At 71.3% G+C, this 20,733-nt stretch carries 23 protein-coding genes; 8 read left to right on the top strand and 15 right to left on the bottom strand.

The window, feature by feature from the left end; translation table 11 throughout:
* A partial coding sequence (locus UK12_RS20370) for a biliverdin-producing heme oxygenase (RefSeq protein ID WP_045304495.1) occupies window positions 1-473 on the top strand: 473 nt, incomplete at its 5' end.
* Between the two features lie 11 nt (window positions 474-484).
* Here UK12_RS20370 and UK12_RS20365 read toward each other — a convergent pair.
* The 3 genes from UK12_RS20365 to UK12_RS20355 all read right to left on the bottom strand — a co-directional run bounded on the left by UK12_RS20365 (window position 485) and on the right by UK12_RS20355 (window position 2,490).
* Window positions 485-700, bottom strand: a complete 216-nt coding sequence (locus UK12_RS20365) for a dodecin (RefSeq protein WP_045304485.1) — start codon at window positions 698-700, stop codon at window positions 485-487.
* A gap of 109 nt (window positions 701-809) precedes the next feature.
* On the bottom strand, window positions 810-1,766 hold the full coding sequence (locus tag UK12_RS20360) for an asparaginase (protein ID WP_045304484.1): 957 nt from the start codon (window positions 1,764-1,766) through the stop codon (window positions 810-812).
* A 73-nt stretch (window positions 1,767-1,839) separates the two neighbouring features.
* Window positions 1,840-2,490, bottom strand: coding sequence for an RsiG family protein (locus UK12_RS20355; protein WP_197085023.1), 651 nt, complete (start codon window positions 2,488-2,490; stop codon window positions 1,840-1,842).
* Between the two features lie 412 nt (window positions 2,491-2,902).
* On the opposite strand from UK12_RS20355, the gene UK12_RS20350 reads away from it, so the two are divergent.
* A complete protein-coding gene (locus UK12_RS20350; protein ID WP_045304483.1) occupies window positions 2,903-3,400 on the top strand; it encodes a D-aminoacyl-tRNA deacylase in 498 nt (165 codons plus the stop codon).
* Between the two features lie 67 nt (window positions 3,401-3,467).
* Here the strand turns inward: UK12_RS20350 and ygfZ are convergent, their stop codons facing one another.
* The 3 genes from ygfZ to UK12_RS20335 form a co-directional block, all read right to left on the bottom strand.
* Window positions 3,468-4,439 carry a CAF17-like 4Fe-4S cluster assembly/insertion protein YgfZ gene (gene ygfZ / locus UK12_RS20345; RefSeq protein ID WP_045304482.1) on the bottom strand — a complete coding sequence of 324 codons (972 nt, stop codon included), beginning with the start codon at window positions 4,437-4,439 and terminating at the stop codon, window positions 3,468-3,470.
* A gap of 10 nt (window positions 4,440-4,449) precedes the next feature.
* On the bottom strand, window positions 4,450-4,899 hold the full coding sequence (locus UK12_RS20340; RefSeq protein WP_045304493.1) for a Fur family transcriptional regulator: 450 nt from the start codon (window positions 4,897-4,899) through the stop codon (window positions 4,450-4,452).
* Window positions 4,900-4,989: 90 nt separating this feature from the next.
* The gene (locus UK12_RS20335; protein WP_045304481.1) at window positions 4,990-5,574 is read right to left on the bottom strand and encodes an FABP family protein; all 585 of its coding nucleotides are present in this window, start codon (window positions 5,572-5,574) and stop codon (window positions 4,990-4,992) included.
* Window positions 5,575-5,857: 283 nt separating this feature from the next.
* Between UK12_RS20335 and UK12_RS20330 the strand changes: the two genes are divergently transcribed.
* A complete protein-coding gene (locus tag UK12_RS20330) occupies window positions 5,858-6,220 on the top strand; it encodes a DsrE family protein (protein ID WP_045304480.1) in 363 nt (120 codons plus the stop codon).
* 19 nt (window positions 6,221-6,239) lie between these two features.
* On the opposite strand, the gene UK12_RS20325 is transcribed toward UK12_RS20330, so the two are convergent.
* From UK12_RS20325 to UK12_RS20305, 6 genes are all read right to left on the bottom strand, one after another.
* Window positions 6,240-6,512: a DUF3099 domain-containing protein gene (locus tag UK12_RS20325; protein WP_045304479.1), complete on the bottom strand. Its 273-nt coding sequence runs from the start codon at window positions 6,510-6,512 to the stop codon at window positions 6,240-6,242.
* A gap of 83 nt (window positions 6,513-6,595) precedes the next feature.
* A complete protein-coding gene (locus tag UK12_RS20320; protein ID WP_442973828.1) occupies window positions 6,596-6,841 on the bottom strand; it encodes a DUF1416 domain-containing protein in 246 nt (81 codons plus the stop codon).
* Window positions 6,842-6,924: 83 nt separating this feature from the next.
* Window positions 6,925-7,758, bottom strand: coding sequence for a sulfurtransferase (locus tag UK12_RS20315; protein ID WP_045304477.1), 834 nt, complete (start codon window positions 7,756-7,758; stop codon window positions 6,925-6,927).
* A gap of 215 nt (window positions 7,759-7,973) precedes the next feature.
* Window positions 7,974-8,054 (bottom strand): Ms5788A family Cys-rich leader peptide, encoded by an 81-nt coding sequence (locus tag UK12_RS45085; protein ID WP_370118893.1) that lies wholly within the window; start codon window positions 8,052-8,054, stop codon window positions 7,974-7,976.
* A gap of 245 nt (window positions 8,055-8,299) precedes the next feature.
* Window positions 8,300-8,962: an LmeA family phospholipid-binding protein gene (locus UK12_RS36750; RefSeq protein WP_197085022.1), complete on the bottom strand. Its 663-nt coding sequence runs from the start codon at window positions 8,960-8,962 to the stop codon at window positions 8,300-8,302.
* Between the two features lie 208 nt (window positions 8,963-9,170).
* Window positions 9,171-9,518: a MoaD/ThiS family protein gene (locus UK12_RS20305; RefSeq protein WP_197085021.1), complete on the bottom strand. Its 348-nt coding sequence runs from the start codon at window positions 9,516-9,518 to the stop codon at window positions 9,171-9,173.
* Window positions 9,519-10,234: 716 nt separating this feature from the next.
* Between UK12_RS20305 and UK12_RS20300 the strand changes: the two genes are divergently transcribed.
* From UK12_RS20300 to UK12_RS20280, 5 genes are all read left to right on the top strand, one after another.
* Window positions 10,235-10,969 (top strand): response regulator transcription factor, encoded by a 735-nt coding sequence (locus UK12_RS20300; protein WP_045304476.1) that lies wholly within the window; start codon window positions 10,235-10,237, stop codon window positions 10,967-10,969.
* A gap of 133 nt (window positions 10,970-11,102) precedes the next feature.
* Entirely contained in the window at window positions 11,103-12,146 is a 1,044-nt protein-coding gene (locus UK12_RS20295; protein ID WP_045304475.1) for a LacI family DNA-binding transcriptional regulator, read from the top strand.
* Between the two features lie 131 nt (window positions 12,147-12,277).
* Complete coding sequence (locus tag UK12_RS20290; RefSeq protein WP_045304474.1) at window positions 12,278-13,357, top strand: S1C family serine protease; 1,080 nt, start codon at window positions 12,278-12,280, stop codon at window positions 13,355-13,357.
* 93 nt (window positions 13,358-13,450) lie between these two features.
* Window positions 13,451-14,224 carry a response regulator transcription factor gene (locus UK12_RS20285; RefSeq protein ID WP_045304473.1) on the top strand — a complete coding sequence of 258 codons (774 nt, stop codon included), beginning with the start codon at window positions 13,451-13,453 and terminating at the stop codon, window positions 14,222-14,224.
* The gene (locus UK12_RS20280; protein WP_052682020.1) at window positions 14,221-15,732 is read left to right on the top strand and encodes a sensor histidine kinase; all 1,512 of its coding nucleotides are present in this window, start codon (window positions 14,221-14,223) and stop codon (window positions 15,730-15,732) included. The genes UK12_RS20285 and UK12_RS20280 overlap by 4 nt, the downstream gene beginning before the upstream one ends.
* 103 nt (window positions 15,733-15,835) lie before the next feature.
* Here the strand turns inward: UK12_RS20280 and UK12_RS20275 are convergent, their stop codons facing one another.
* The 3 genes from UK12_RS20275 to UK12_RS20265 all read right to left on the bottom strand — a co-directional run bounded on the left by UK12_RS20275 (window position 15,836) and on the right by UK12_RS20265 (window position 20,722).
* Window positions 15,836-17,623, bottom strand: coding sequence for a bifunctional metallophosphatase/5'-nucleotidase (locus tag UK12_RS20275; RefSeq protein ID WP_045304472.1), 1,788 nt, complete (start codon window positions 17,621-17,623; stop codon window positions 15,836-15,838).
* 153 nt (window positions 17,624-17,776) lie between these two features.
* On the bottom strand, window positions 17,777-19,126 hold the full coding sequence (locus tag UK12_RS20270) for an ATP-binding protein (protein ID WP_045304471.1): 1,350 nt from the start codon (window positions 19,124-19,126) through the stop codon (window positions 17,777-17,779).
* A 21-nt stretch (window positions 19,127-19,147) separates the two neighbouring features.
* Complete coding sequence (locus tag UK12_RS20265; RefSeq protein ID WP_045304470.1) at window positions 19,148-20,722, bottom strand: SCO6880 family protein; 1,575 nt, start codon at window positions 20,720-20,722, stop codon at window positions 19,148-19,150.
* Window positions 20,723-20,733: the final 11 nt, after the last annotated feature.

Below are 20,733 nucleotides of genomic sequence, written 5' to 3'. Positions count from 1 at the left end.
AGCATCCGGTGGTCGGCCCGTTCATCGATCCCGCGCTGTTCCGTACGGCCGCACTCGAACGCGATCTGGAGCATCTGCGCGGCCCCGGCTGGCGGGCCGGGCTCAGCCCGCTGCCCGCCACCGCCGCGTACACCGCCCGGGTCGAGGAGCTCACCACCGACTGGCCGAACGGCTACCTCGCCCACCACTACACCCGCTACCTGGGCGATCTGTCGGGCGGTCAGATCATCCGGGGCATCGCCGAGAAGACCTGGGGCTTCGAACGCAAGGGCGCCGGCGTCCACTTCTACGTCTTCGAGCAGGTCGGCAACCCCGCCGCCTTCAAGCGCGACTACCGCGCCAAGCTGGACACCGCCGGCCTCGCCATGGACGAGATCGAGCGCCGCCGGGTGGTCGACGAGTGCAAGCGCGCCTTCACCCTCAACGGCGCCGTCTTCGCGGACCTCGACACCCGCTACCCGCTCAGCGCCTGAGCCGGCCGGTCCTAGTCCTCGTCCTCCAGCCGGAAGCCGACCTTGAGACCCACCTGGAAGTGCTTGATCTGCCCGTCCTCGATGTGCCCGCGCACCTGGACCACCTCGAACCAGTCCAGGTTGCGCAGCGTCCGGGCGGCCCGGTCGACACCGTTGCGGATCGCGGCGTCGATGCTCTCCTGCGAGGACCCGACGATCTCGGTGACGCGGTAGATGTGGTCGCTCATGGCGGTCTCCCTGGGTACCTGAGTAGCGGCACGGCTCCCCCGCTCCACCGTGCCGCACCCGGCCCTGGCCCGCACCCGGGACGGCCCGCAGGACCGCACTCGGGGACCGTCAGAAGGCCGCCCGCACCTCGCCCACCACCGCGCCCCCGCCGTGCAGCGGTTCGGCGCCGATCCGCTCCAGCACCTCGCCCCGGACGCCGAGCCGCCGCAGCGCCTCGGCCAGCACCGGCCCCCGGGCCCGCTCCGCGCCGTCGTCTATCTTGAACGCGAGGGCCCGGCCGTCCGGCAGCGCCACCACCTGGACGGCCTCGGCGCCCATCTTGGAGAGCACCCCGGGCACGGCCCGCATCAGCCAGGTGTCGGCGCGGCGGGTGCCCGCGACGAACTCGGGGTGGGCGCGCATCGCGTCGGCGACCAGGCGCTGCGCGGTGCCGGGCTCGGCGAGCAGCAGTGCGCGGTAGCCGCGGGCCAGACCGGTGAGCGAGACGGCCAGCAGCGGGGCGCCGCAGCCGTCGACGCCCAGGTGCGTCGGGGTCTCGCCGGTGGACTCCGCCAGCGCCTCCTGGGCCAGCTGCTGGATCGGGTGGGCCGGGTCGAGGTAGCTCGCGGTGTCCCAGCCGTTGGCCACGCAGGCGGCCAGCCAGCCGGCGTGCTTGCCGGAGCAGTCCATCATGATCGGGCTGCGCTGCCCGCCGCTGCCGAGCAGCGCCTCCGCCTCGACCTGGTCGAGCGGGAGGTCGGCGGGGGTCCGGAGGGCGTCCTCGGTGAGTCCCGCGCCGTGCAGGATCTCCCGTACCGCGTCGCGGTGGAACGGTTCTGCGGAGTGGCTGGAGGCCGCGAGCGCGAGCAGCTCGCCCCCGATCGCCAGACCGGCCCGCAGGGTGGCCACGGCCTGGAAGGGCTTGGCGGTGGAGCGGGGGAAGACCGGGTCGTCCGGGCGGCCGAGCGCGAGTTCCACGGAACCGTCGGCCGCGAGCAGCACCAGCGATCCGTGGTGGCGGCCCTCGACGAAGCCGGAGCGTATGACCTCGGCGAGGACGGGCAGGGCGGCAGCAGACTGCGACATCGGTGTTGCTCCACAATGAGGGGGCCGGGAGGGCGGACGGTGTGCGCCGGCCGCCCCCGTCCCTTCCCGCAGGTCAGCCGCCTGCGAGCAGGTCCTCGACCCGCGCCTCCCCTTCACGGTACCTGCGGGTCATCTCGGCGCTGCAGCCGTCCGCCGTCCGCTGCAGAATCTGCCGCCGGCCCGAGACCTCCCGCTCGTGCTCGGCCAGCCGTTCGACAGCGGCCAGCAGATCCGCGGTGGGGTGGGCGGCCAGGTCGGCCAGCTGGACGTCGCCGATCAGGGCGTCGGCCTCGCGCTGGTACTGCTCGCCGCGCGGCGGCCCGAGGGTGACGTGCCGGGCGGGCCGGCGCACGACCGAGGGAGTGTCGGCGAGGATCGCCGCCAGCCGGTCCAGCAGGGCCACCGGCTCCGCGCCGGCCTCCGTGCTCCCGCCGCCGTTCTCCACCCCGGCCGGGGCGCCCGCCGCGGCACCGGGGTGCACCCGGCGCCGTTCGAGCTCGGCCTGCAGGATGTCGAGCCGTCCCTGCAGCAGACGGCGGAGGTACGAGAGGTCGGCCTCCTGCTCCTGGGCGTCCCGGCGGAGCATCCGCAGCTCGTCCAGGTCCAGCCCGGCGAGGTCGGACCGCGCAGGGGGCTCCTGCACCACCGCCACCGGGTCGGCCTGCGCCGCGCCCGGCTCGGCGAACCCGTACGACTGATCGTGGGCCGTGCTGCTCGCGTCCATCAACCAACCACCTACCGCTGTCCTGGTCACGCTGTCCGAATCCCGCCCCGCGTCCGCCCACCGGGCACCGCGTACGGCCTGTGCGCGCACAACCCCACCCTGGAGCACGTCGAGGCGCCCCCAAGGGGTTCCCCGGGGCGCCGGTACCACCCGCTCGGGCTACCCCGGCCGGAACGGAGGTTCGATCTGTTCGAACACGACGGGTCCGTGCCTTCCTGCGCCTTCCTGCCGCCCACAGCGTGCCACCCCGGGCCCGGCCGGTGCACCGACCGACCACCCGAACGGCCCTCTGGCGAAGCGGGGTGGCTGATACGAAGAGGGCGATCCGCAGGCAGCGCCGGGTCACCACCGGCGCGCATGGTTTCGCTCCGGCGCGCGCCATCTCCTTGCACGCCTCCGGCAGAATGGCGGCATGCGAGCAGTGGTGCAGCGGGTGGCCGAGGCCACCGTGACGGTGGACGGCGAGCGGGTCGGATCGATCGAGGGGCCGGGTCTCTGCGTCCTGGTCGGCGTGACCCACGACGACACCCCCGCCAAGGCGGCCCAACTGGCCCGCAAACTCTGGACGCTGCGCCTGTTCGACGGCAGCGTGCTCCCACCGGCCGCAGGGCATGCCGGTGCGGAGGCGCCCGGAGCCGGGCCGGCCGACCACCCGGCCGAGCAGTCGTGCTCGGACCTCGACGCGCCACTGCTGGTGATCAGTCAGTTCACGCTGTACGGGGACGCCCGCAAGGGCCGCCGCCCCACCTGGAACGCCGCCGCGCCCGGCCCGCTCGCCGAGCCGCTGGTGGACGCCGTGGTGGCCGAACTGCGGGCACTCGGCGCCACGGTGGAGACCGGCCGGTTCGGCGCGGACATGAAGGTCGCCCTGGTGAACGACGGCCCGTTCACGGTCCAGCTGGAGATCTGACCCGCCACCGGTCCGCCACCCCGGCGCGACCGCCGGCCGCAGCGGACCGGCCGCAGCTGCACCGCGCCTACTGCGGTACGACGACCTCCTGCGCGGCCGGCACCGTACCGGCCAGCAGCGGCGCGTCCACCGGGACGTTCCGCTTGACGATCGCCAGCGCGATCGGGCCCAGCTCGTGGTGCCGCGCCGAGGAGGTCACGAAGCCGAGCGCGCGCCCGTCCGGGTCGCTCGCCAGCCGGACCTCGGTACCGTGCGGCGGCAGCGTCTCCTCCAGGCCGTCCAGGTGCAGGAAGACCAGGCGGCGCGGCGGGCGGCCCAGGTTGTGCACCCGGGCGACCGTCTCCTGGCCCCGGTAGCAGCCCTTCTGCAGATGGACGGCGCTGGTCAGCCAGTCCACCTCGTGCGGGATGGTGCGGTGGTCGGTCTCGAAGCCGAGCCGCGGGCGGTGCGCCTCGATCCGCAGCGCCTCGTACGCCCAGATCCCGGCGGCCGGACCGTATCCGGCGGCGAGCTTCGCCAGCTCCGCGCGCGGCACGAACAGGTCGCGCCCGTACGGGAGTTCGCGGACGGCGGCGGCACCTTCGAGCGAGGCCGTGGAACCGTGGGGGAGGTGGACCACCGCGTACTCGGCGGTCGCGTCCTTGACCTCCACCCGGTAGAAGAACTTCATGCTCTCCAGGTAGGCGATCAGCGCCGCCTGGGTGCCGGGCTCGACGTGCGCCCAGACCGTGCTGCCGTCGTCCACCAGGTAGAGGGCGTGCTCGACATGCCCGTTCGGGGACAGGATCAGCGCCTCGGTGGCCTGCTGCGGCGGGAGCTGGCTGACGTGCTGGGTGAGCAGCAGGTGCAGCCAGGAGAGCCGGTCCGCGCCGGTGACGGTGAGCACGCCGCGGTGCGAGAGGTCCACGAAGCCCTCACCCGCCGCCAGCCGGCGCTGCTCACGGAAGATGTCGCCGTAGTGGGCGGCCACGCCCTCGTCGGGGCCTTCGGCGGGGACGGCGCCGGGCAGGGCAAGCAGCGGGCTCTTGGTACCGGTCATACCGGTCAGCTTACGACCGCTCCCCGGCCGCCTTGGCGGTGCAGTCGGCGCAGCGGCCGAAGATGGCGAAGTGCTTGAGGTCGGTGTCGAACCCGTGCTCCGCGCGCAGGCTGTCGATCAGCGGTGCGGCGATCGCGGTGTCGGTCTCGGTGACCTTCTCGCAGTCCCGGCAGACCAGGTGCAGATGGGTGTGCCGGCCCGCCAGGTGGTAGGTGGGGGCGCCGTGGCCGAGGTGGGCGTGCGAGACCAGCCCGAGCTCCTCCAGCAGCTCCAGCGTCCGGTACACGGTGGAGATGTTGACCCCGCTGGCGGTCTTCCTGACCTGGCAGAGGATCTCGTCGGGTGTGGCGTGGTCGAGCACGTCGACCGCTTCCAGCACCAGCTGACGCTGCGGGGTGAGGCGGTAGCCGCGCTCGCGCAGGTCGGTCTTCCAGTCGGTGGGAGTTTCGGTGTTCGCCACGGTGGTGTCCCTGCCCGGTTCGAGGTCGTGAGACAAGTGTAGGGACCGGTCCTCCGACCGGTCCCTACCTTGTACACCGTGCGCTGGTGCTCAGCGGAAGAAGGCGATGCCGTCGTCCGGCAGGTCCGCGATGTCCTGGATCAGCTTGGCCTGGTTGAGGACCTTCTTGAGCTGGGCCGACATGTACGGCCGCAGCGGAACCTCGGGGGCGGACTTCTCGCCGACCCAGAGCAGTTCCTCGTTCACCATGCCGTAGAGCCGCTTGCCGCCGCTGTACGGGGCCGCGCCCTCGATCCGGGCGACCGCGTCGGTGGCGATGTCGATCTGCGGCTTGCCGTCGTGCAGCTTGCCGTACCAGATCTCGACGGTGCCGTCGTCGCGGACCGAGGAGACCTCGATCTCGCGCTCACCGCTGGTGCCGTGCTGGTTGCTGGTGATCCGCCAGAAGCTGTGCTCGGTCTCCAGCGGGTGCAGCTTCTCACCCTCGTTGTTCAGCACCCAGGTGCGGGAGCGGAACTCCAGGAAGGGGCGGCCGTCGTGCCGGAAGATGATCTCCTGGCCGAAGTTGCACTTCTCCGTGCCGGGGAAGTCGTAGACGCCCGCGCCCTCCCAGGTACCCAGGAGGAAGGCCAGCGGGACGACGTCCTTGTGGAGGTCAGAGGGGATCTCGATCATGTTCCTGGTCGCTGTCGTCGGTGATGGACTACGTAGTGGACTACGTCAACCGTACGGCAGCCGAGGTCAGCGCTGGCCCTGGTACAGCTTCATCACGGAGAAGATGGCGAACCAGGTGATCAGCACGGCCATGAGAGCCAGCAGGCAGTCGAAGAAGATTTCGAGACCGGTCACGGGACGCTCCCAGTAGCGGGGATGGCGGACAGTACGACGGCGCAGAGTCTATCCGCCGGTGATCCCCGGGTCTCGGCGAGCCCCGACTTCACGTCGCTATGGTGGCGTCATGACGAAGAAGCTGGTCATCAAGGTCACAGCCGGGGCCGATGCGCCGGAGCGCTGCTCGCAGGCGTTCACGGTGGCGGCGGTCGCGGTCGCCAGCGGGGTCGAGGTCTCGCTCTGGCTCACCGGCGAGTCCTCCTGGTTCGCGCTGCCGGGGCGCGCGGCGGAGTTCGAACTGCCGCACGCCGCACCGCTGCCCGACCTGCTGGAGTCGGTCCTGGCGGCCGGCACGGTCACGCTCTGCACCCAGTGCGCGGTGCGGCGCGGCATCACCGAGAAGGACACCCTGGAGGGTGTCCGGATCGCGGGCGCCCAGGTCTTCGTCAGCGAGATCATGGCCGACGGCGTCCAGGCGCTGGTCTACTGAGCCCGCTCCTACCGAGCCCTCAGGGGCGCGACTCGTGGTCGGGGTGGTCCCGGTCGTGGCCCGGGTCCTCCCACTTCGGGTCGTCCCAGCGCGGGTCGTTCCACCAGTCGTCCTCGGGGTCGCGCTTGTTGGCGAAGACGGCCGCCAGCGGCGGGATGACCATGGCGACCAGGCACATGCCGATCGCGGCCGGCACCGACCAGAACCGCACCACGCCCCACGCCAGGACGAACATGCCGATACAGATGCCCATCATGACGAAGTAGCGGACGTGGCGCCGATGTGCCTGCACGCCCTCCAGGGTATGACTGTGGGCCCCTGCCACGGCAGGGGCCCACAGGCGCACTCTCGTCGAGTCGGGTCGGACCGCTCGGGTCAGACCGCGATCGGGACCTCGGTCTGGGCGCCGAGGGAGGCGTGCACCACGCGGTCCACGGTCGCACCCGGCACCAGCGCGCGCAGCGTCCACTTGCCCGGGCGGGCAAAGAAGCGGAACTGCCCGGTGGCCGAGGTGGGCACCTCGGCGGTGAAGTCACCGTTGTCGTCCAGCAGTCGGACGTAGCCGTTGACCGGCTCGCCGTTGCGGGTCACGGAACCCTGGATGATCGTTTCCTTGGCCACGTCAACTCCTGCCAGGTCCGGGCCGCCGGCCTTCGCACCGCACATGTCTGTCTCCTCTACTTACCGCTGTCGGGCCGGTGACTTCAGTTGCCGAGCTCGATCGGGACGCCGACCAGGCTGCCGTACTCGGTCCAGGAACCGTCGTAGTTCTTCACGTTCTGCTGGCCGAGCAGCTCGTGCAGCACGAACCAGGTGAGCGCCGAGCGCTCGCCGATCCGGCAGTACGCGATGGTGTCCTTGGCCAGGTCGACGCCCTCGCCCGCGTAGAGGGCCGTGAGCTCCTCGTCGCTCTTGAAGGTGCCGTCGTCGTTGGCGTTCTTGGCCCACGGGATGTTGCGGGCGGACGGAACGTGGCCCGGACGCTGCGACTGCTCCTGCGGAAGGTGCGCCGGGGCGAGCAGCTTGCCGCTGAACTCGTCGGGCGACCGGACGTCGACCAGGTTCAGGTTGCCGATCGCGGCCAGCACGTCGTCGCGGAAGGCGCGGATCGAGGTGTTCTGGGCCTCGGCCCGGTACTCGGTCGCGGCACGCGCGGGCACTTCGACGACCAGCTCCCGGGAGTCCAGCTCCCACTTCTTGCGGCCGCCGTCCAGCAGGCGGACGTCACCGTGGCCGTACAGCTTGAAGTACCAGTAGGCGTACGAGGCGAACCAGTTGTTGTTGCCGCCGTAGAGCACCACGGTGTCGTCGTTGGCGATGCCCTTGGCGCTGAGCAGCGCCTCGAAGCCGGCCTGGTCGACGAAGTCGCGGCGGACCGGGTCCTGGAGGTCCTGCTTCCAGTCGATCCGGACGGCGTTGCGGATGTGGTTCTTCTCGTACGCCGAGGTGTCCTCGTCGACCTCGACGATGACGACCTTCGGGTCGTCCAGGCGGGCCTGGACCCAGTCGGCGTCGACCAGGACGTCGCTGCGGCTCATGGGATTTCTCCATCCGGGGGCGGTTGGCGGAAGGCTGCTGGGGAGGTGCTCGGCTGCTTCCCGTCCGTACATCTGTCCAGATGTCGAGACAGGGTGACTGCGGGTCGTGCCGTGCTCGGTTTCAGAGGCGCCGGGTGGCCCTGGGCGGCAGAGTGCCAGCTCAGGCCGGTGGCAAGGGGTTGGGCGGGCCGGGACTGCCGGTCAGAACCGCCCGGTCAGCGCATTCGACACAGGCAGGCGGCCACGCGGCACAGGTCTACCGCCCGCCGCTTCGTGAGTTCCGCCTGTCGCTTCATGCCGACGATGCTAGGGACAAGCCCGGCCCGCTGTCATCAGCGTTTCGAATATTGAGATGAAACGTTTCGAATACTGGGATATCGGGGTTTTTCCTACCGGTGAGGTTTCACCGGCGCTGCCCCGGGATCGCCGAAAGGGCGGTGCGGGGCCACCCATCGGACCATCGCTGGACAGCGCGTCTCGCAGAGCGGAACGGGAACGATCGTTCGGTTCAGACCGTCCGCTCCCCGTTTACCGGGCGGTCTCAGCCGATCAGCTTGACGTCGCTGCCCTGGAAGGTGAGCTTCAGCCCGTCCGGCTGCGGGGTCGCGCTCTGCAGGCTCAGCCCGGCCGGGAGATTGGTCAGGGTGAAGCTGCGCGGGCCCAGCATGCCGTTCGCCGCACCGCTCAACAGTGAACCCAGCGCGCCGAGTTGGAAGCCGTCGGCCGTGATGGTGTTGCCCTTGCTGTGCACGTTGCCCTGGCCGATCGGGACCCCGCCGACCGTGGCCTTCACCGTGCCGGGGCCCGCGTAGGAGAGCTCGATCTGCTCACCGCCCGAGACCAGCCTGGCCACGTCGGTGTACGAGACGACGCCGCTGCCGCTGCCGCTCTGCACGGTGGCGCTGCGGTAGTCGCTGCCGACCTCGACCCCGGACAGCCGCACGCTGAACGAACGCAGCGGCACCTGCTCCCGGCCGTCGCTGACCGTCACGCCCTCACCCGAGAGCCGGACGTCGTCGAAGCGGCCCGCCACCGCCTGGGTGAGGAAGGGGAACCCGTCGATCCTGACCGTCGGACGGCCGCCGATCACCCCGCTGCCGGCCAGCTTGTCGGCGGCCTCGTCCTGGGCCACGCCGACCGCGATCCGGTCGGCGCCCACCAGCAGCCCGACCAGGGCCACCAGGCCGATGATCAGCTTGAGCAAGCCGCGCATTCCACGCCTCTCGTCCTCGTCCGGTCCGTGCACTGTACGGACCTACGACGAACCGAACCGAAGGACGGTTCCGCCCGCCGGGCGCACCGCCGACCGCTCAGCACCCAGGCATCCGGCCCCCGACCGGGGGCCGGGGGTGCAGGAGCCGCAGGCTCGGCCGCACGGTTCCCCGCAGCTCCGGCGGTGGCACTCTCGGGGCTCACCCGCCCGCGAACGGCGGGAGTATCTCGACCGTGCCGCCCTCGGTGAGCGCGACCTCCGCGTGGTCCCGGCTGCCGACCTGCTCGCCGTCCACCAGATAGGAGCAGTGGTCGAGCAGCTGGAGCAGGCGCGGACGGCCTGCGTGCCGGGCGCGCGCCGCCGCGAGTGCTTCAGCGAGTGTCGCGGCCAGGTACGGCTCCTCGGCGGTTCCGGCGGCGGCCTTGGCGGCGGCCCAGTAGCGGATGCTCCCGGTCACCCGGGCGACCTCGTCCGCCGTCACTCGCGCAGGTGACGTCACTCGCACGGGTGAGATGAGCGCGTCGCCGGCATTGGTGGCTGCGGTCATGGCAACCCCTCCTCGTCGTCCTCGCCCGGTGCGGCCGCCCGGCTCCGATGCCGGGCCGCCCACTGTTCGGTGTACACGTACCGTGCGGCCGGTGCGGCTCCCATGATGGCCGAGCCGGGCCTCCGACCGGGAACCGCCCAGCTCGGGCCGGGCAGCGCCGGGTCAGGCGCGGGTCAGGTCCTGGTCAAGGGGACACCAAGCCGGGCCGCCGCCGAGAGCGCCGGGAGCTGACGGAGTCGCGGCCGTGTGGCCCACCCGACGGTGAGACGCCCTCCCCCTGCGCAGAGCGGTCGGCTATTCTCGTGAACGTAAGGGATCCGGGCAGAGTCGCCCCCGGGTCCTTTTGTGCATTCAGGACGACCACCACGGATGTCCTCACCGCCGGTGCCCCACCCGCGCCGGCCACGAGGACCGCCCCGCGCAGCGGCACAACGACGTGCTCGCGGCCCACCGGGGTGCCAGTACCAGCGCCGGCCGCCATCCGGCGTAGGAGCAGACCCGGAAGGTTCGCGGATGAGCAGGGCACGGACGGAGTACCAGGGGTTGCGGGACCTCTGGCGCGCGCCCCGTGCTGCCCTGAGCACCGCCGAATCGGCCGGGATGCCCCCGGTGGACGGTCCTCCCCCACCCCACTCTCACTTCGCAGCTGCCACTGACGGCTGGGGCGGCAGCCGCACCGCTGCGACCGCGACGACCCGGAAAGGGGACCACCGGGTATGAGTTCTCTTCTGCTCCTCACCAACGCACTGCAGCCGTCCGCCGAGGTACTGCCCGCCCTCGGACTGCTGCTGCACAACGTCCGGGTGGCACCCGCCGAGGGCTCCGCCCTGGTCGACACGCCCAGCGCCGACGTGATCCTGGTCGACGGACGCCGTGACCTGCCGCAGATCCGCAGCCTGTGCCAGCTGCTGCGCTCCACCGGAATCGGCTGCCCGCTGATCCTGGTGGTCACCGAGGGCGGACTGGCCGCCGTCACCGCCGAGTGGGGCATCGACGACGTCCTGCTGGACACCGCCGGGCCCGCCGAGGTCGAGGCCCGGCTGCGCCTGGCCATGGGACGCCTCCAGGTGGCGACGGACGACAGCCCGATGGAGATCCGCAACGGCGACCTCTCGGTGGACGAGGCCACGTACTCCGCCAAGCTCAAGGGCCGGGTGCTGGACCTCACCTTCAAGGAGTTCGAGCTGCTCAAGTACCTCGCACAGCACCCCGGCCGGGTCTTCACCCGGGCGCAGCTGCTGCAGGAGGTCTGGGGCTACGACTACTTCGGGGGCACCCGCACGGTCGACGTCCACGTCCGGCGGCTGCGGGCCAAGCTGGGCGTGGAGCACGAGCAGCTGATCGGCACCGTCCGCAACGTCGGCTACCGGTTCGTGGTGCCGACGGTTCCGGACAAGGGCGAGCGTCCGGGCGCCGAGGCGCCCCGGGTGCCGGCCGCGCAGGAGGCCTGAGCGCCGGGCCGAGCGGTCGCGACGGACGGCGACCGCCCGGCTTGTCCGGTTCTGCACCGGCTCGCGGTTACGGAATTCCGACTTCCGTGACACTGCTCATACCGCTGTCGCGCCACCCGCGTAGACTCCCTGCGTGGCCAAGGTGACGCGCGACGATGTAGCCCGACTGGCTGGGACCTCGACCGCGGTCGTCAGCTACGTCATCAACAACGGGCCGCGACCGGTCGCGCCCGCGACCAAGGAGAAGGTCCTCGCCGCGATCGACCAGCTCGGCTACCGGCCGAACAGTGTCGCCCAGGCGATGGCCTCCCGCCGCACCAACCTGATCGGCATGGTCGTTCCCGACGCCCGCCAGCCGTTCTTCGCCGAGATGGCCCACGCCGTGGAACGCGCCGCCTCCGAGCGCGGCAAGCTGGTGCTGATCGGCAACTCCGACTACGTGGACGACCGCGAGGTGCACTACGTCCGCGCCTTCCTCGGGATGCGGGTCTCCGGCCTGATCCTGGTCAGCCAGGGCCCCTCGCAGCGCGCGGCCGAGGAGTTCGCCGCCATGGAGGGCGCCAAGGTGGTGCTGCTGCACCGCCGTCCCGAGGCGATCGACGACGTCGCGGTGGTCAGCGACGACGTGGCCGGGGCCGAGCTGGCCGTCCGGCACCTGCTGGAGCACCACGGCCACCCGTACGTGGTCTGCTTCGGCGGCCCGGTGGAGGCCCCCGCGCCGGGCGACCCGGTCATCGACCACGTCGAGGGCTGGCAGCGGGCCATGGACGCGCACGACCTGCCCACCGAGCCGTACCTGCTCGACGCCCCGTTCAACCGCTACGGCACCTACCAGGTCGCGCTGGAACTGCTGCGCTCCCCGGACCGGCCGCCGGCCATCTTCTGCTCCACCGACGACCAGGCGATCGGCGTCCTGCGGGCGGCCCGCGAGGTCGGGCTGCGCGTCCCGGAGGACCTCGCGGTGGCCGGCTACGACGACGTGCCCGAGGCGGCCTTCGTCGACCCGCCGCTGACCACGGTGGCCTCCGACCGCGACGCGATGGCACGGGCCGCGGTCGACCTGGTGCTGGACGACTCGCTGATGGTCCCGGGCTCCGACACCGAGCGGGTGCGCAAGTTCCCGTCGCGTTTGGTGGTACGGCGTTCCTGCGGCTGCAACGGCCCCGCGGAGAGCTGACCCGGCCAGGGCGGCTGATCAAGCACCTTGATCCGTAGGCTGACCTGGCTTTATGAGAAGTCAACAGGCTTCTCGGCCGCTTCTGACCCGGTTCTCACCGGATCTTCATGCAGCGGGCGGACCTTGGGTCCATGAGCGATCAGCACCGCACCAACGAAGAGCAGGCGGCCACCGGTCCGTACAGCACCGGGTCGGACAGCACCGCTTCATACCGCTTCGGCCACTGGCCCCAGCCCGAGCAGCCGCAGGCCCCGGCCGCCGGGTTCCCGACCGCCGCGCACCCGACCGCCGAGCCGCAGGCGCCGGTCCGGCCCGCCCGGCGCGGCTTCCTCAGGGGACGGCTCGCCCTGGTCACCGCCGTGGCCGCGGTCGCGGCCGTGCTCGGCGGAGCCGCCGGGGGCGCGCTCGTCGACCACCGGACGGCCGCCACCACCGCGTCCTCGTCCACCGCCGTCAGCCCGGTCTCCTCGACCTCCAGCGGGAACGTGGCCGCGATAGCCGCCGCCGTGTCCCCGAGCGTCGTCCAGATCACCGTGAAGACCAGCACCGGCACCGCGACCGGCACCGGGGTGATCCTCACCTCCGGCGGGCAGATCCTCACCAACTACCACGTCATCTCCGGCGCGGTGAGCGAAGACGGCCAGATCACCGTCACCTTTCACAACGGCACCACCGCGAGCGCCACCGTCACCGGCAGCGACAAGTCCATGGACGTCGCGGTGATCAACGCCTCCGGTGTCAGCGGCCTCGCCCCCGCCACCCTCGGCGACTCCAACAGCATGCAGGTCGGCGACCCGGTGGTCGCCATCGGCAACCCCGAGGGCCTCACCGGCACGGTCACCTCCGGCATCATCAGCGCCAAGAACCGGCCGGTCACCGTCCAGGTCGACGAGGGCGCCACCCGCAGCAACGGCGGATTCGGCTACCCGTTCCTGCCCGGCCAGCGCACCGGCTCCGCCCCCAGCAGCGGGGACACCGCCACCTACAAGGCCCTGCAGACCGACGCCGCACTCAACCCCGGAAACTCCGGCGGCCCGCTGCTCAACGCCGGCGGCCAGGTGATCGGCCTCAACTCGGCGATGTACTCGGACAGCAGCTCCGGCTCCGGAGCCGGCTCCGGCAGCGAGGGCAGCGTCGGCCTCGGTTTCTCGATCCCGATCAACGACATCAAGCAGGTCCTGCCCAAGCTCCAGGCCGGCCAGACCCTCTAGGCCGGACCATCGAGGTACGGCAACGGGCCGAATTCCCGGCCCGCCCGACGGACAATTGCACAGGACACCCGGACGAAGAAAGGGCCGCAGCCCATGACTCCCCCCGCCGACGACCGCACCTCTGCCGAGGCGCCGGGCTCCACCGCCCGCGTCCTCGTGGTCGACGACGAGCCCGCCCTGCGGGACGCCCTGGAGAGCAGCCTCGCCTTCGAGGGCTACGACGTCACCACCGCCACCGACGGCTACGAGGCGCTGGACGCCGTCGACCGCGACCGGCCCGACCTCGTCCTGCTCGACATCATGATGCCCCGGATGGACGGCCTCACCGCCGTCCGCCGGATGCGGGCCAGGGGCGACACCGCACCGGTCCTGATGCTCACCGCCCGCGACGCCGTCGGCGACCGGGTCACCGGCCTGGACGTCGGCGCCGACGACTACCTCGCCAAGCCCTTCGAACTGGACGAACTGCTCGCCCGGGTGCGTGCCCTGCTGCGCCGCAACGCCATCGCCAACGAGGCCGCCGCCCGAGCCGCCGTCGACGAGAACGACAACGACGTCCTCGCCTTCGGCGGCCTGCGGATGAACACCGCCACCCGCGAGGTGACCCGGGAGGGCAAGCCGATCGAGCTCACCCGCACCGAGTTCATGCTGCTGGAGATGTTCCTCTCGCACCCCCGCCAGGTCCTGACCCGCGAGCAGATCCTCAAGGCGGTCTGGGGCTTCGACTTCGAGCCGTCCTCCAACTCGCTGGACGTGTACGTCATGTACCTGCGCCGCAAGACCGAGCAGGGCGGCATGCCCCGCCTCATCCAGACCGTCCGCGGTGTCGGCTACGCCCTGCGCACCGCAGCAGGCGCCGCAGCGTGAGACTGCTCCACCGGCTGACCGGCTGGTTCCGCTCCCGCTCCCTGCGGAGCCGGCTGGCCATGCTCACCGCCGCCGCGGTGGCAGTGGCGATCGCACTGTCGGCCCTGGCGTGCTGGTTCCTGGTCAAAGACCGGCTCTACGAGCAGGTCAAGCACAACCTCTCGCTCGCTCCGCTGGAGCCTGCCGGGCCTGGAGGTGTCATCCGCCTCCAGGACTGGCCGAAGGTGAACTGCGGCCCCACCGCATTGGCGGCCCAGACTGCCACCCAGGCCAACAACGCCAAGCTCTTCGCCGCCCGCCCGACCAAACCGGGTCTCGGACACGGCAACTTCTACCAGTGGAACACCGAGTTGGTGACTGCCGACGGCAGCAGCGTGTGCCTGCCAGTCGGAACATCGAAGGGGATCGTCCCGGCACCGGCCGATTTCTCCGCGCTGGGCTTCGGCCCCGGGCAGTTCGGGTTCCGCAGCGGCAGCGACGCGGATGGCAATCCGCTCATGGTCCGCTACAGCCCCTACACCGACGACAGTGGCGCGCAGTTCATCCTGCTCGCCGCCAGTTCCATGGACAGCGTCGAGAACACCCTGCGCGGCCTCGGTCTGGTCCTGATCGGGGTGGCCGGGCTCGGGGTGGTCGGGGCCGGGCTGACCGGGCGGGTGGTGGCCCGGCAGGCGCTCAAGCCGGTGGACCAACTCACGGACGTGGTCGAGCACATCGCCCGTACCGAGGAGGTCGGTACGACCATCCCGGTCGAGGGCAACGACGAGATCGCCCGGCTGGCGGCCTCCTTCAACTCGATGTCCACCGCGTTGCTGAACTCCCGTGAGCGGCAGACCCGCCTGATCGCCGACGCCGGGCACGAGCTGCGCACCCCGCTCACCTCCCTGCGCACCAACGTCGACCTGCTGATCCGCAGCGACGACACCGGCCGCCCGCTCCCGCCGGCCACCCGCACCAAGCTGCTGGGCAACATGAAGGCGCAGATGCAGGAACTCACCCTGCTGATCGGCGATCTGCTCCAGCTCTCCCGCCCGGACTCCCCCAAGCCGGGGCAGAACCTGACCGTGCTGGCCCTGCACGACATCGCCGCCCGCGCCGTCGACCGGGCGAAGCTGCGCGGCCCCAGCCTCAACTTCGCGGTTGCGACCGACCCCTGGTACGTCCACGGGGACGGCCCGGCCCTGGAACGCGCCGTGATCAACCTGCTGGACAACGCGGTCAAGTACTCGCCGCCCGGCGGCACCATCGACGTCGGCCTGCACCAGGGCACGTTGACCGTCCGCGACCACGGTCCCGGCATCCCGCCGGACGAACTGCCGTACGTCTTCGACCGGTTCTGGCGCTCGCCGTCCTCCCGTCAGCTCCCCGGCTCGGGGCTCGGGCTGTCGATCGTCGCGCAGACCGTCAGGGACACCGGGGGCGAGGTCGCCCTGGGACCGGCGCCGGACGGCGGCCCCGGCGCGCTGGCCACCGTACGGCTGCCGGGCCAGTCCGACGTACCGCAGTGAGCCGCAGGGGCGGGACGCCCGAAGGCACCCCGCCCCTGTCGCTGACAGCCGATGTCCCTACCCGCCGCTGCCCGCCCCTGCCGGGGCCGGGCTCGGCCCGGTGTCAGTCCTTGTCCTGGCCCGCGCCGATGACCTTGATCCGGTCCTGCGCCGGGACCGCCAGCGGGGCACCGGCCTTGCTGTGCGCGCCGAGGTAGGCGGTGAAGACGTCCAGGTCGGAGGCGCCCACCAGCTTGTCGGTACCGGCCACGAAGGCGGGGAAGCCGTCGCCGCCGCCGGCCAGGAACTCGTTGGCCGCGACCCGGTAGGAGGCCGCCGGGTCGATCGGCGAGCCGTTCAGCCTGACCGTGTCGGCCACGATCCGGTCGGCGCCGGTCCTGGTGAGGTCGAGGGTGTAGGCCAGGCCGGCCGAGGGCTGGAGGATCTTCGGCGCCTGGGCGTTCGGACCGCTCACCTGCTGCTGGAGCAGCTGGACGAGCTGGGCCCCCGTCAGCGTCTTGACCTGCATCATGTTGGTGAACGGCTGCACGGTGAACGCCTCGCCGTACGTCACCACCCCGTCACCCTCGCTGCCACTGGCCTTGTAGACCAGGTCCGAGCGGATGCCACCGGGGTTCATGAAGGCGATCTGCGCGCCGCCCTTGTCCTTGGGCGCGAGCCCCTCCAGCTCGGCATCGGCGATCACGTCACCGAGCGGCTTCTCGAAGGCGGTGGAGCCACGGCCGTTGATATCCGCGCCGATGTAGCCGATCGTGCGGTTGGCGATCGGGGCGGCCATCTTGCCGTAGTAGTCGATCAGCCTGGTCATGTCCGGCGCCTTGGGCACGTCGCGCCGCACCACGTGGTTGGCTGCGGTGACCGAGGGGCGGACGATGGCGCCGGTCCGCCGGTCCAGCTTCAGGTCGATCTCGGTGTAGAGCCGGCCGAAGGAGGCGGCGCTGGTGACCGAGCGCGGAGTGCCGTTCGGGTCCGGGATGGTGCAGGCGTACGAGTTGTGAGTGTGGCCGGTGACGATCGCGCCGACCGCCGGGTCGATCTTCCTGGCGATGTCGACGATCGGCCCGGAGATGCCCTGACCGGCCGGTCCGCAGTCGTAGTTGTACGTGCTGGAGGCCGGGTACCCGCCCTCGTGGATCAGCGCGACGATCGAGTCGACACCCTTGCGCTTGAGCTCCGCGGCGTACTTGTTGACCGTGCTGACCTCGCCCGCGAACTTGAGGCCCTTGACGCCCTCCGCCGTGACGATGTTGGGCGTGTCCTGCAGGGTCACCCCGATGAAGCCGACCTTCACGCCGTGCACGTTCTTGACCCAGTACGGGGGAAGCACGGTGCGGCCGGTCTTCTCGCTGGTCACGTTGGCGGCCAGGTACTGGAACTCGGCGCCCTTGAACGTGCGGCCCTTGGCGTAGCAGCCGTCGGTCGGGTGGCAGCCGCCGTTCTGCATCCGCAGCAGCTCGGCCGAGCCCTCGTCGAACTCGTGGTTGCCCACGCTGGTCACGTCCAGGCCGAGCCGGTTCATCGCCTCGACGGTCGGCTCGTCGTGGAACAGACCGGAGAGCAGCGGGCTGGCGCCGACGATGTCACCGGCGGCGACGGTGACCGAGTTGGGGTGGCCCTGGCGGGCCCGGCGCAGCTCGGTGGCCAGGTACTCCACGCCGCCAGCGGGGGTGGAGACGACCTTTCCGGTCTTCGGGTCCACCTCCTGGATGGTGCCGGAGGAGCCGGCCGGAGGCTCCAGGTTTCCGTGGAAGTCGTTGATGGCGAGGATCTGGAGGTCCTCGGTCCCCGGCCGGTGGTGACCGTGCGCCTCGGCGACGCCCGGCACCAGGACGGTGCCGAGCAGCCCGGCGGCGGCCGCCAGTGCCACCCGGCGGCGTCTCAACACGGACATACGTCTCCCCCTGTTCGCGGTCTTTGCCAAACATTGACCACGGCAGCCTAGGGTCAACGCGCGTAGGTGTCAGGAGATCTGACGTAGCGAAGAGGTTTCCGCGAGACGAACCGGAGCCTGCGGCGGGCACCGGGCAGACCCCCGGGAAGCCGGCTACCTCCGCGGCTCTGCCGCCAGGTCCTGCTCGGCCCGGTGCCGTTCGGCCACCGCGTCCTCCGTCATCGCGCGGTCGGTGTAGACCAGCGGACGCTCGGCGTCCGTGATGATGTGCTTGACCACCTGCACATTGCCGTTGACGTCCCACACCGCGATACCGGGTGACAGCGTCGGGATGATCTCGACCGCCCAGCGCGGCAGTCCCAGCACCCGCCCGGTGGATCTGGCCTCCTCGGCCTTCTGCATGTAGATCGTCCTGGTGGAGGCCATCTTCAGAATGGCCGACGCCTCCTTGGCCGCCGCCCCGTCCACCACGTCCGAGAGGTGGTGGACCACCGCGACGAAGGACAGGCCGAGGCGCCGCCCGAACTTGAGCAGCCGCTGGAACAGCTGTGCCACGAACGGGCTGTTGATGATGTGCCAGGCCTCCTCGACCAGGAAGATCCGCTTAACCCGGTCGGGCCGCAGCCAGGTGTGCTCCAGCCAGACGCCGACGATCGCCATCAGGATCGGCATCGCGATCGAGTTACGGTCGATGTGCGAGAGGTCGAAGACGATCAGCGGCGCGTCCAGGTCGATCCCGGCCGAGGTCGGCCCGTCGAACATGCCGCGCAGGTCACCGTCGACCAGCCGGTCCAGCACCAGCGCCACGTCCAGGCCCCAGGACTGCACGTCCTGGACCTCCACCCCCAGCGACTCCACCGAGGAGAGCTCGGGGCTGCGCAGGGTGTTGATGATGTCGTCGAGCACCGGCTGACGATCGGTCACCGTGGCGTGCACATGGGTGTGCGCGGCCTTCAGCGCGAAGCCCGCCCGCTCCTCCAGGCCGCGCCCCATCGCCACCTCGATGATGGTGCGCAGCAGCGAGAGCTGACCGTTGGTGGTGATCGCCGGGTCCAGCGGGTTGAGCTTCACCCCGCCGTCCCGGGCGGCCATCGGGTCGAGCCGGACGGACTTTATCCCCAGCGCGTTGGCGATCAGGTTCCACTCGCCGACGCCGTCCTCGCCCTGCGCGTCCAGCACCACCACCTGCCGGTCGCGGAACCGCAGTTGGCGCAGCACATAGGTCTTCTCCAGCGCGGACTTGCCGTTGCCGGATTCGCCGAGCACCAGCCAGTGCGGGGCCGGGAGCTGCTGCCCGTACAGCTGGAACGGGTCGTAGACGTACCCCTTGCCGCTGTACACCTCACGGCCGATGATCACGCCCGAGTCGCCCAGGCCGGGTGCGGCGGTGGGCAGGTAGACCGCCTGCGCCTGCCCGGTGGAGGTACGGACCGGCAGCCGGGTGGTCTCCACCTTGCCGAACATCAGGCTGGTGAACGAGTCGGTCAGGTTGCCGAGCGCCATGGCGAGGCCTCCAGAGGGGGATCAGCGACGGATGCCCGTGGCGAACGGGAGGGTGTTGACGAAGGCCCGGTGGTGCTCGCGGTCGCACCACTCCAGCTTCAGGTACGACTTGCCCGCCGAGGCCCGGATGGTCCGCTTGTCGCGGGCCAGCGCCTCGGGGTTGCGCGAGGAGACGGTGATGTAGCCGACCAGGTTGACGCCGGCCGCGCCCGAGGCGAGGTCGTCGCCGCGCTGGTCGACCCGGCCGGTGTGGGCCAGGTCGCGCGGGTCGACCGTCCGGTTCATCTTGGCGGCCCGGCTGGACTCCGCCTCGTCGTTGGTCTTCTCGGTGAGCATCCGCTCGATCGCCACGTCGGTCGGCTCCAGGTCCATGGTGACGGCCACCGTCCGGATCACGTCCGGGGTGTGCACCAGCAGCGGCGCCAGGAAGTTGACCCCGACCGGGGTGAGCGGCCACTCCTTGATCCAGGCGGTGGAGTGGCACCACGGTTCGCGGGTGGCCGACTCACGGGTCTTGGCCTGCAGGAACTGCGGGTGGGTGGCGTCCAGCTCGGCCGGCCAGGCGTTCCGCAGGGACATCGCCTGGATGTGGTCGATCGGGTGGTCCGGGTCGTACATCGAGTGCAGCAGCGAGGAGAGCCTGGCCTGGCCCAGCGGCTGCCGCACCCGGATGTCCGCCTCCGCCAACCGGGCGCAGATGTCGGTCAGCTCACGGGCCATCACCGCCGCGAGACCGTCGTCGTCCCTGGCCCGCTGCCCGCCCGCCGTCCGCCCCATCGCGTGCGCCTCGGCCGCCAGGTCCCGGGTGTAGTGCATACAGGCCACCAGGTACGCCCGGTGCTGCTCGGAGGAGGTGGAGACCATCGACTGCAGCTGGTCGTACGAGTCCTTGAGCCAGCCCGGCGCCTGGGTGTCGCCGCGCCGCTCGACGTCCTTGGCGTGCGCATCCGGGTCGGCGGGCAGCGTGCGGGCCAGGATCTGGAGCCGGGTCACGAAGCCGTCGCCGTTGGCCACGTGCTTGAGCAGCGTGCCGAACCGGTCGACCAGCGCCTCCTGGTCCTCCGAGTCGCGCAGGCCCACACCGGGCCCCTCGATCTCGATCGCGGCGGTGACCGTACGGCGCTCCAGGTGCATCAGCACCGCGACCTCGTCCGGACCGAACGGCGCGCTCAGCCAGCGCAGCCGCCCCACCCCGGGCGGCGGGCCGACCTCGACCTCACGGCCGTCCAGCCTGGTCCCCGCGTCCACCACGTCCGAGCGCCACACCGCCCGGCCGCTGCGCACGGTGCGCCGGTAGCTGCGGTTGATCTCCACCCACTTGTAGAAGGTGCGGCGCCGGTACGGCACGTACACGGCGGCGATGGCGAGCAGCGGCAGGGCGACCAGACCGGCGATCCGCAGCGGCAGGATCGGCATCGCCAGGCCCCAGACCATGCCGAGGAAGGCCCCGAAGATGATCAGCACGATCTCTCCGGACTCCCGGTTGCGGCCGATCGGCGCGTTGGGCCGGGACTTGCCGATCAGATAGGTGCGGCGCTGGTGCACATACGGCTGGGCGTACTGGGAACCGTAGTGGCCGAGCGGTTCGCTGCTCACGACCCGTCACC

It is taken from the genome of Saccharothrix sp. ST-888, from assembly GCF_000955975.1.
GTDB lineage: Bacteria > Actinomycetota > Actinomycetes > Streptomycetales > Streptomycetaceae > Kitasatospora.
This window is presented reverse-complemented; position numbering and strand designations above follow the sequence as displayed.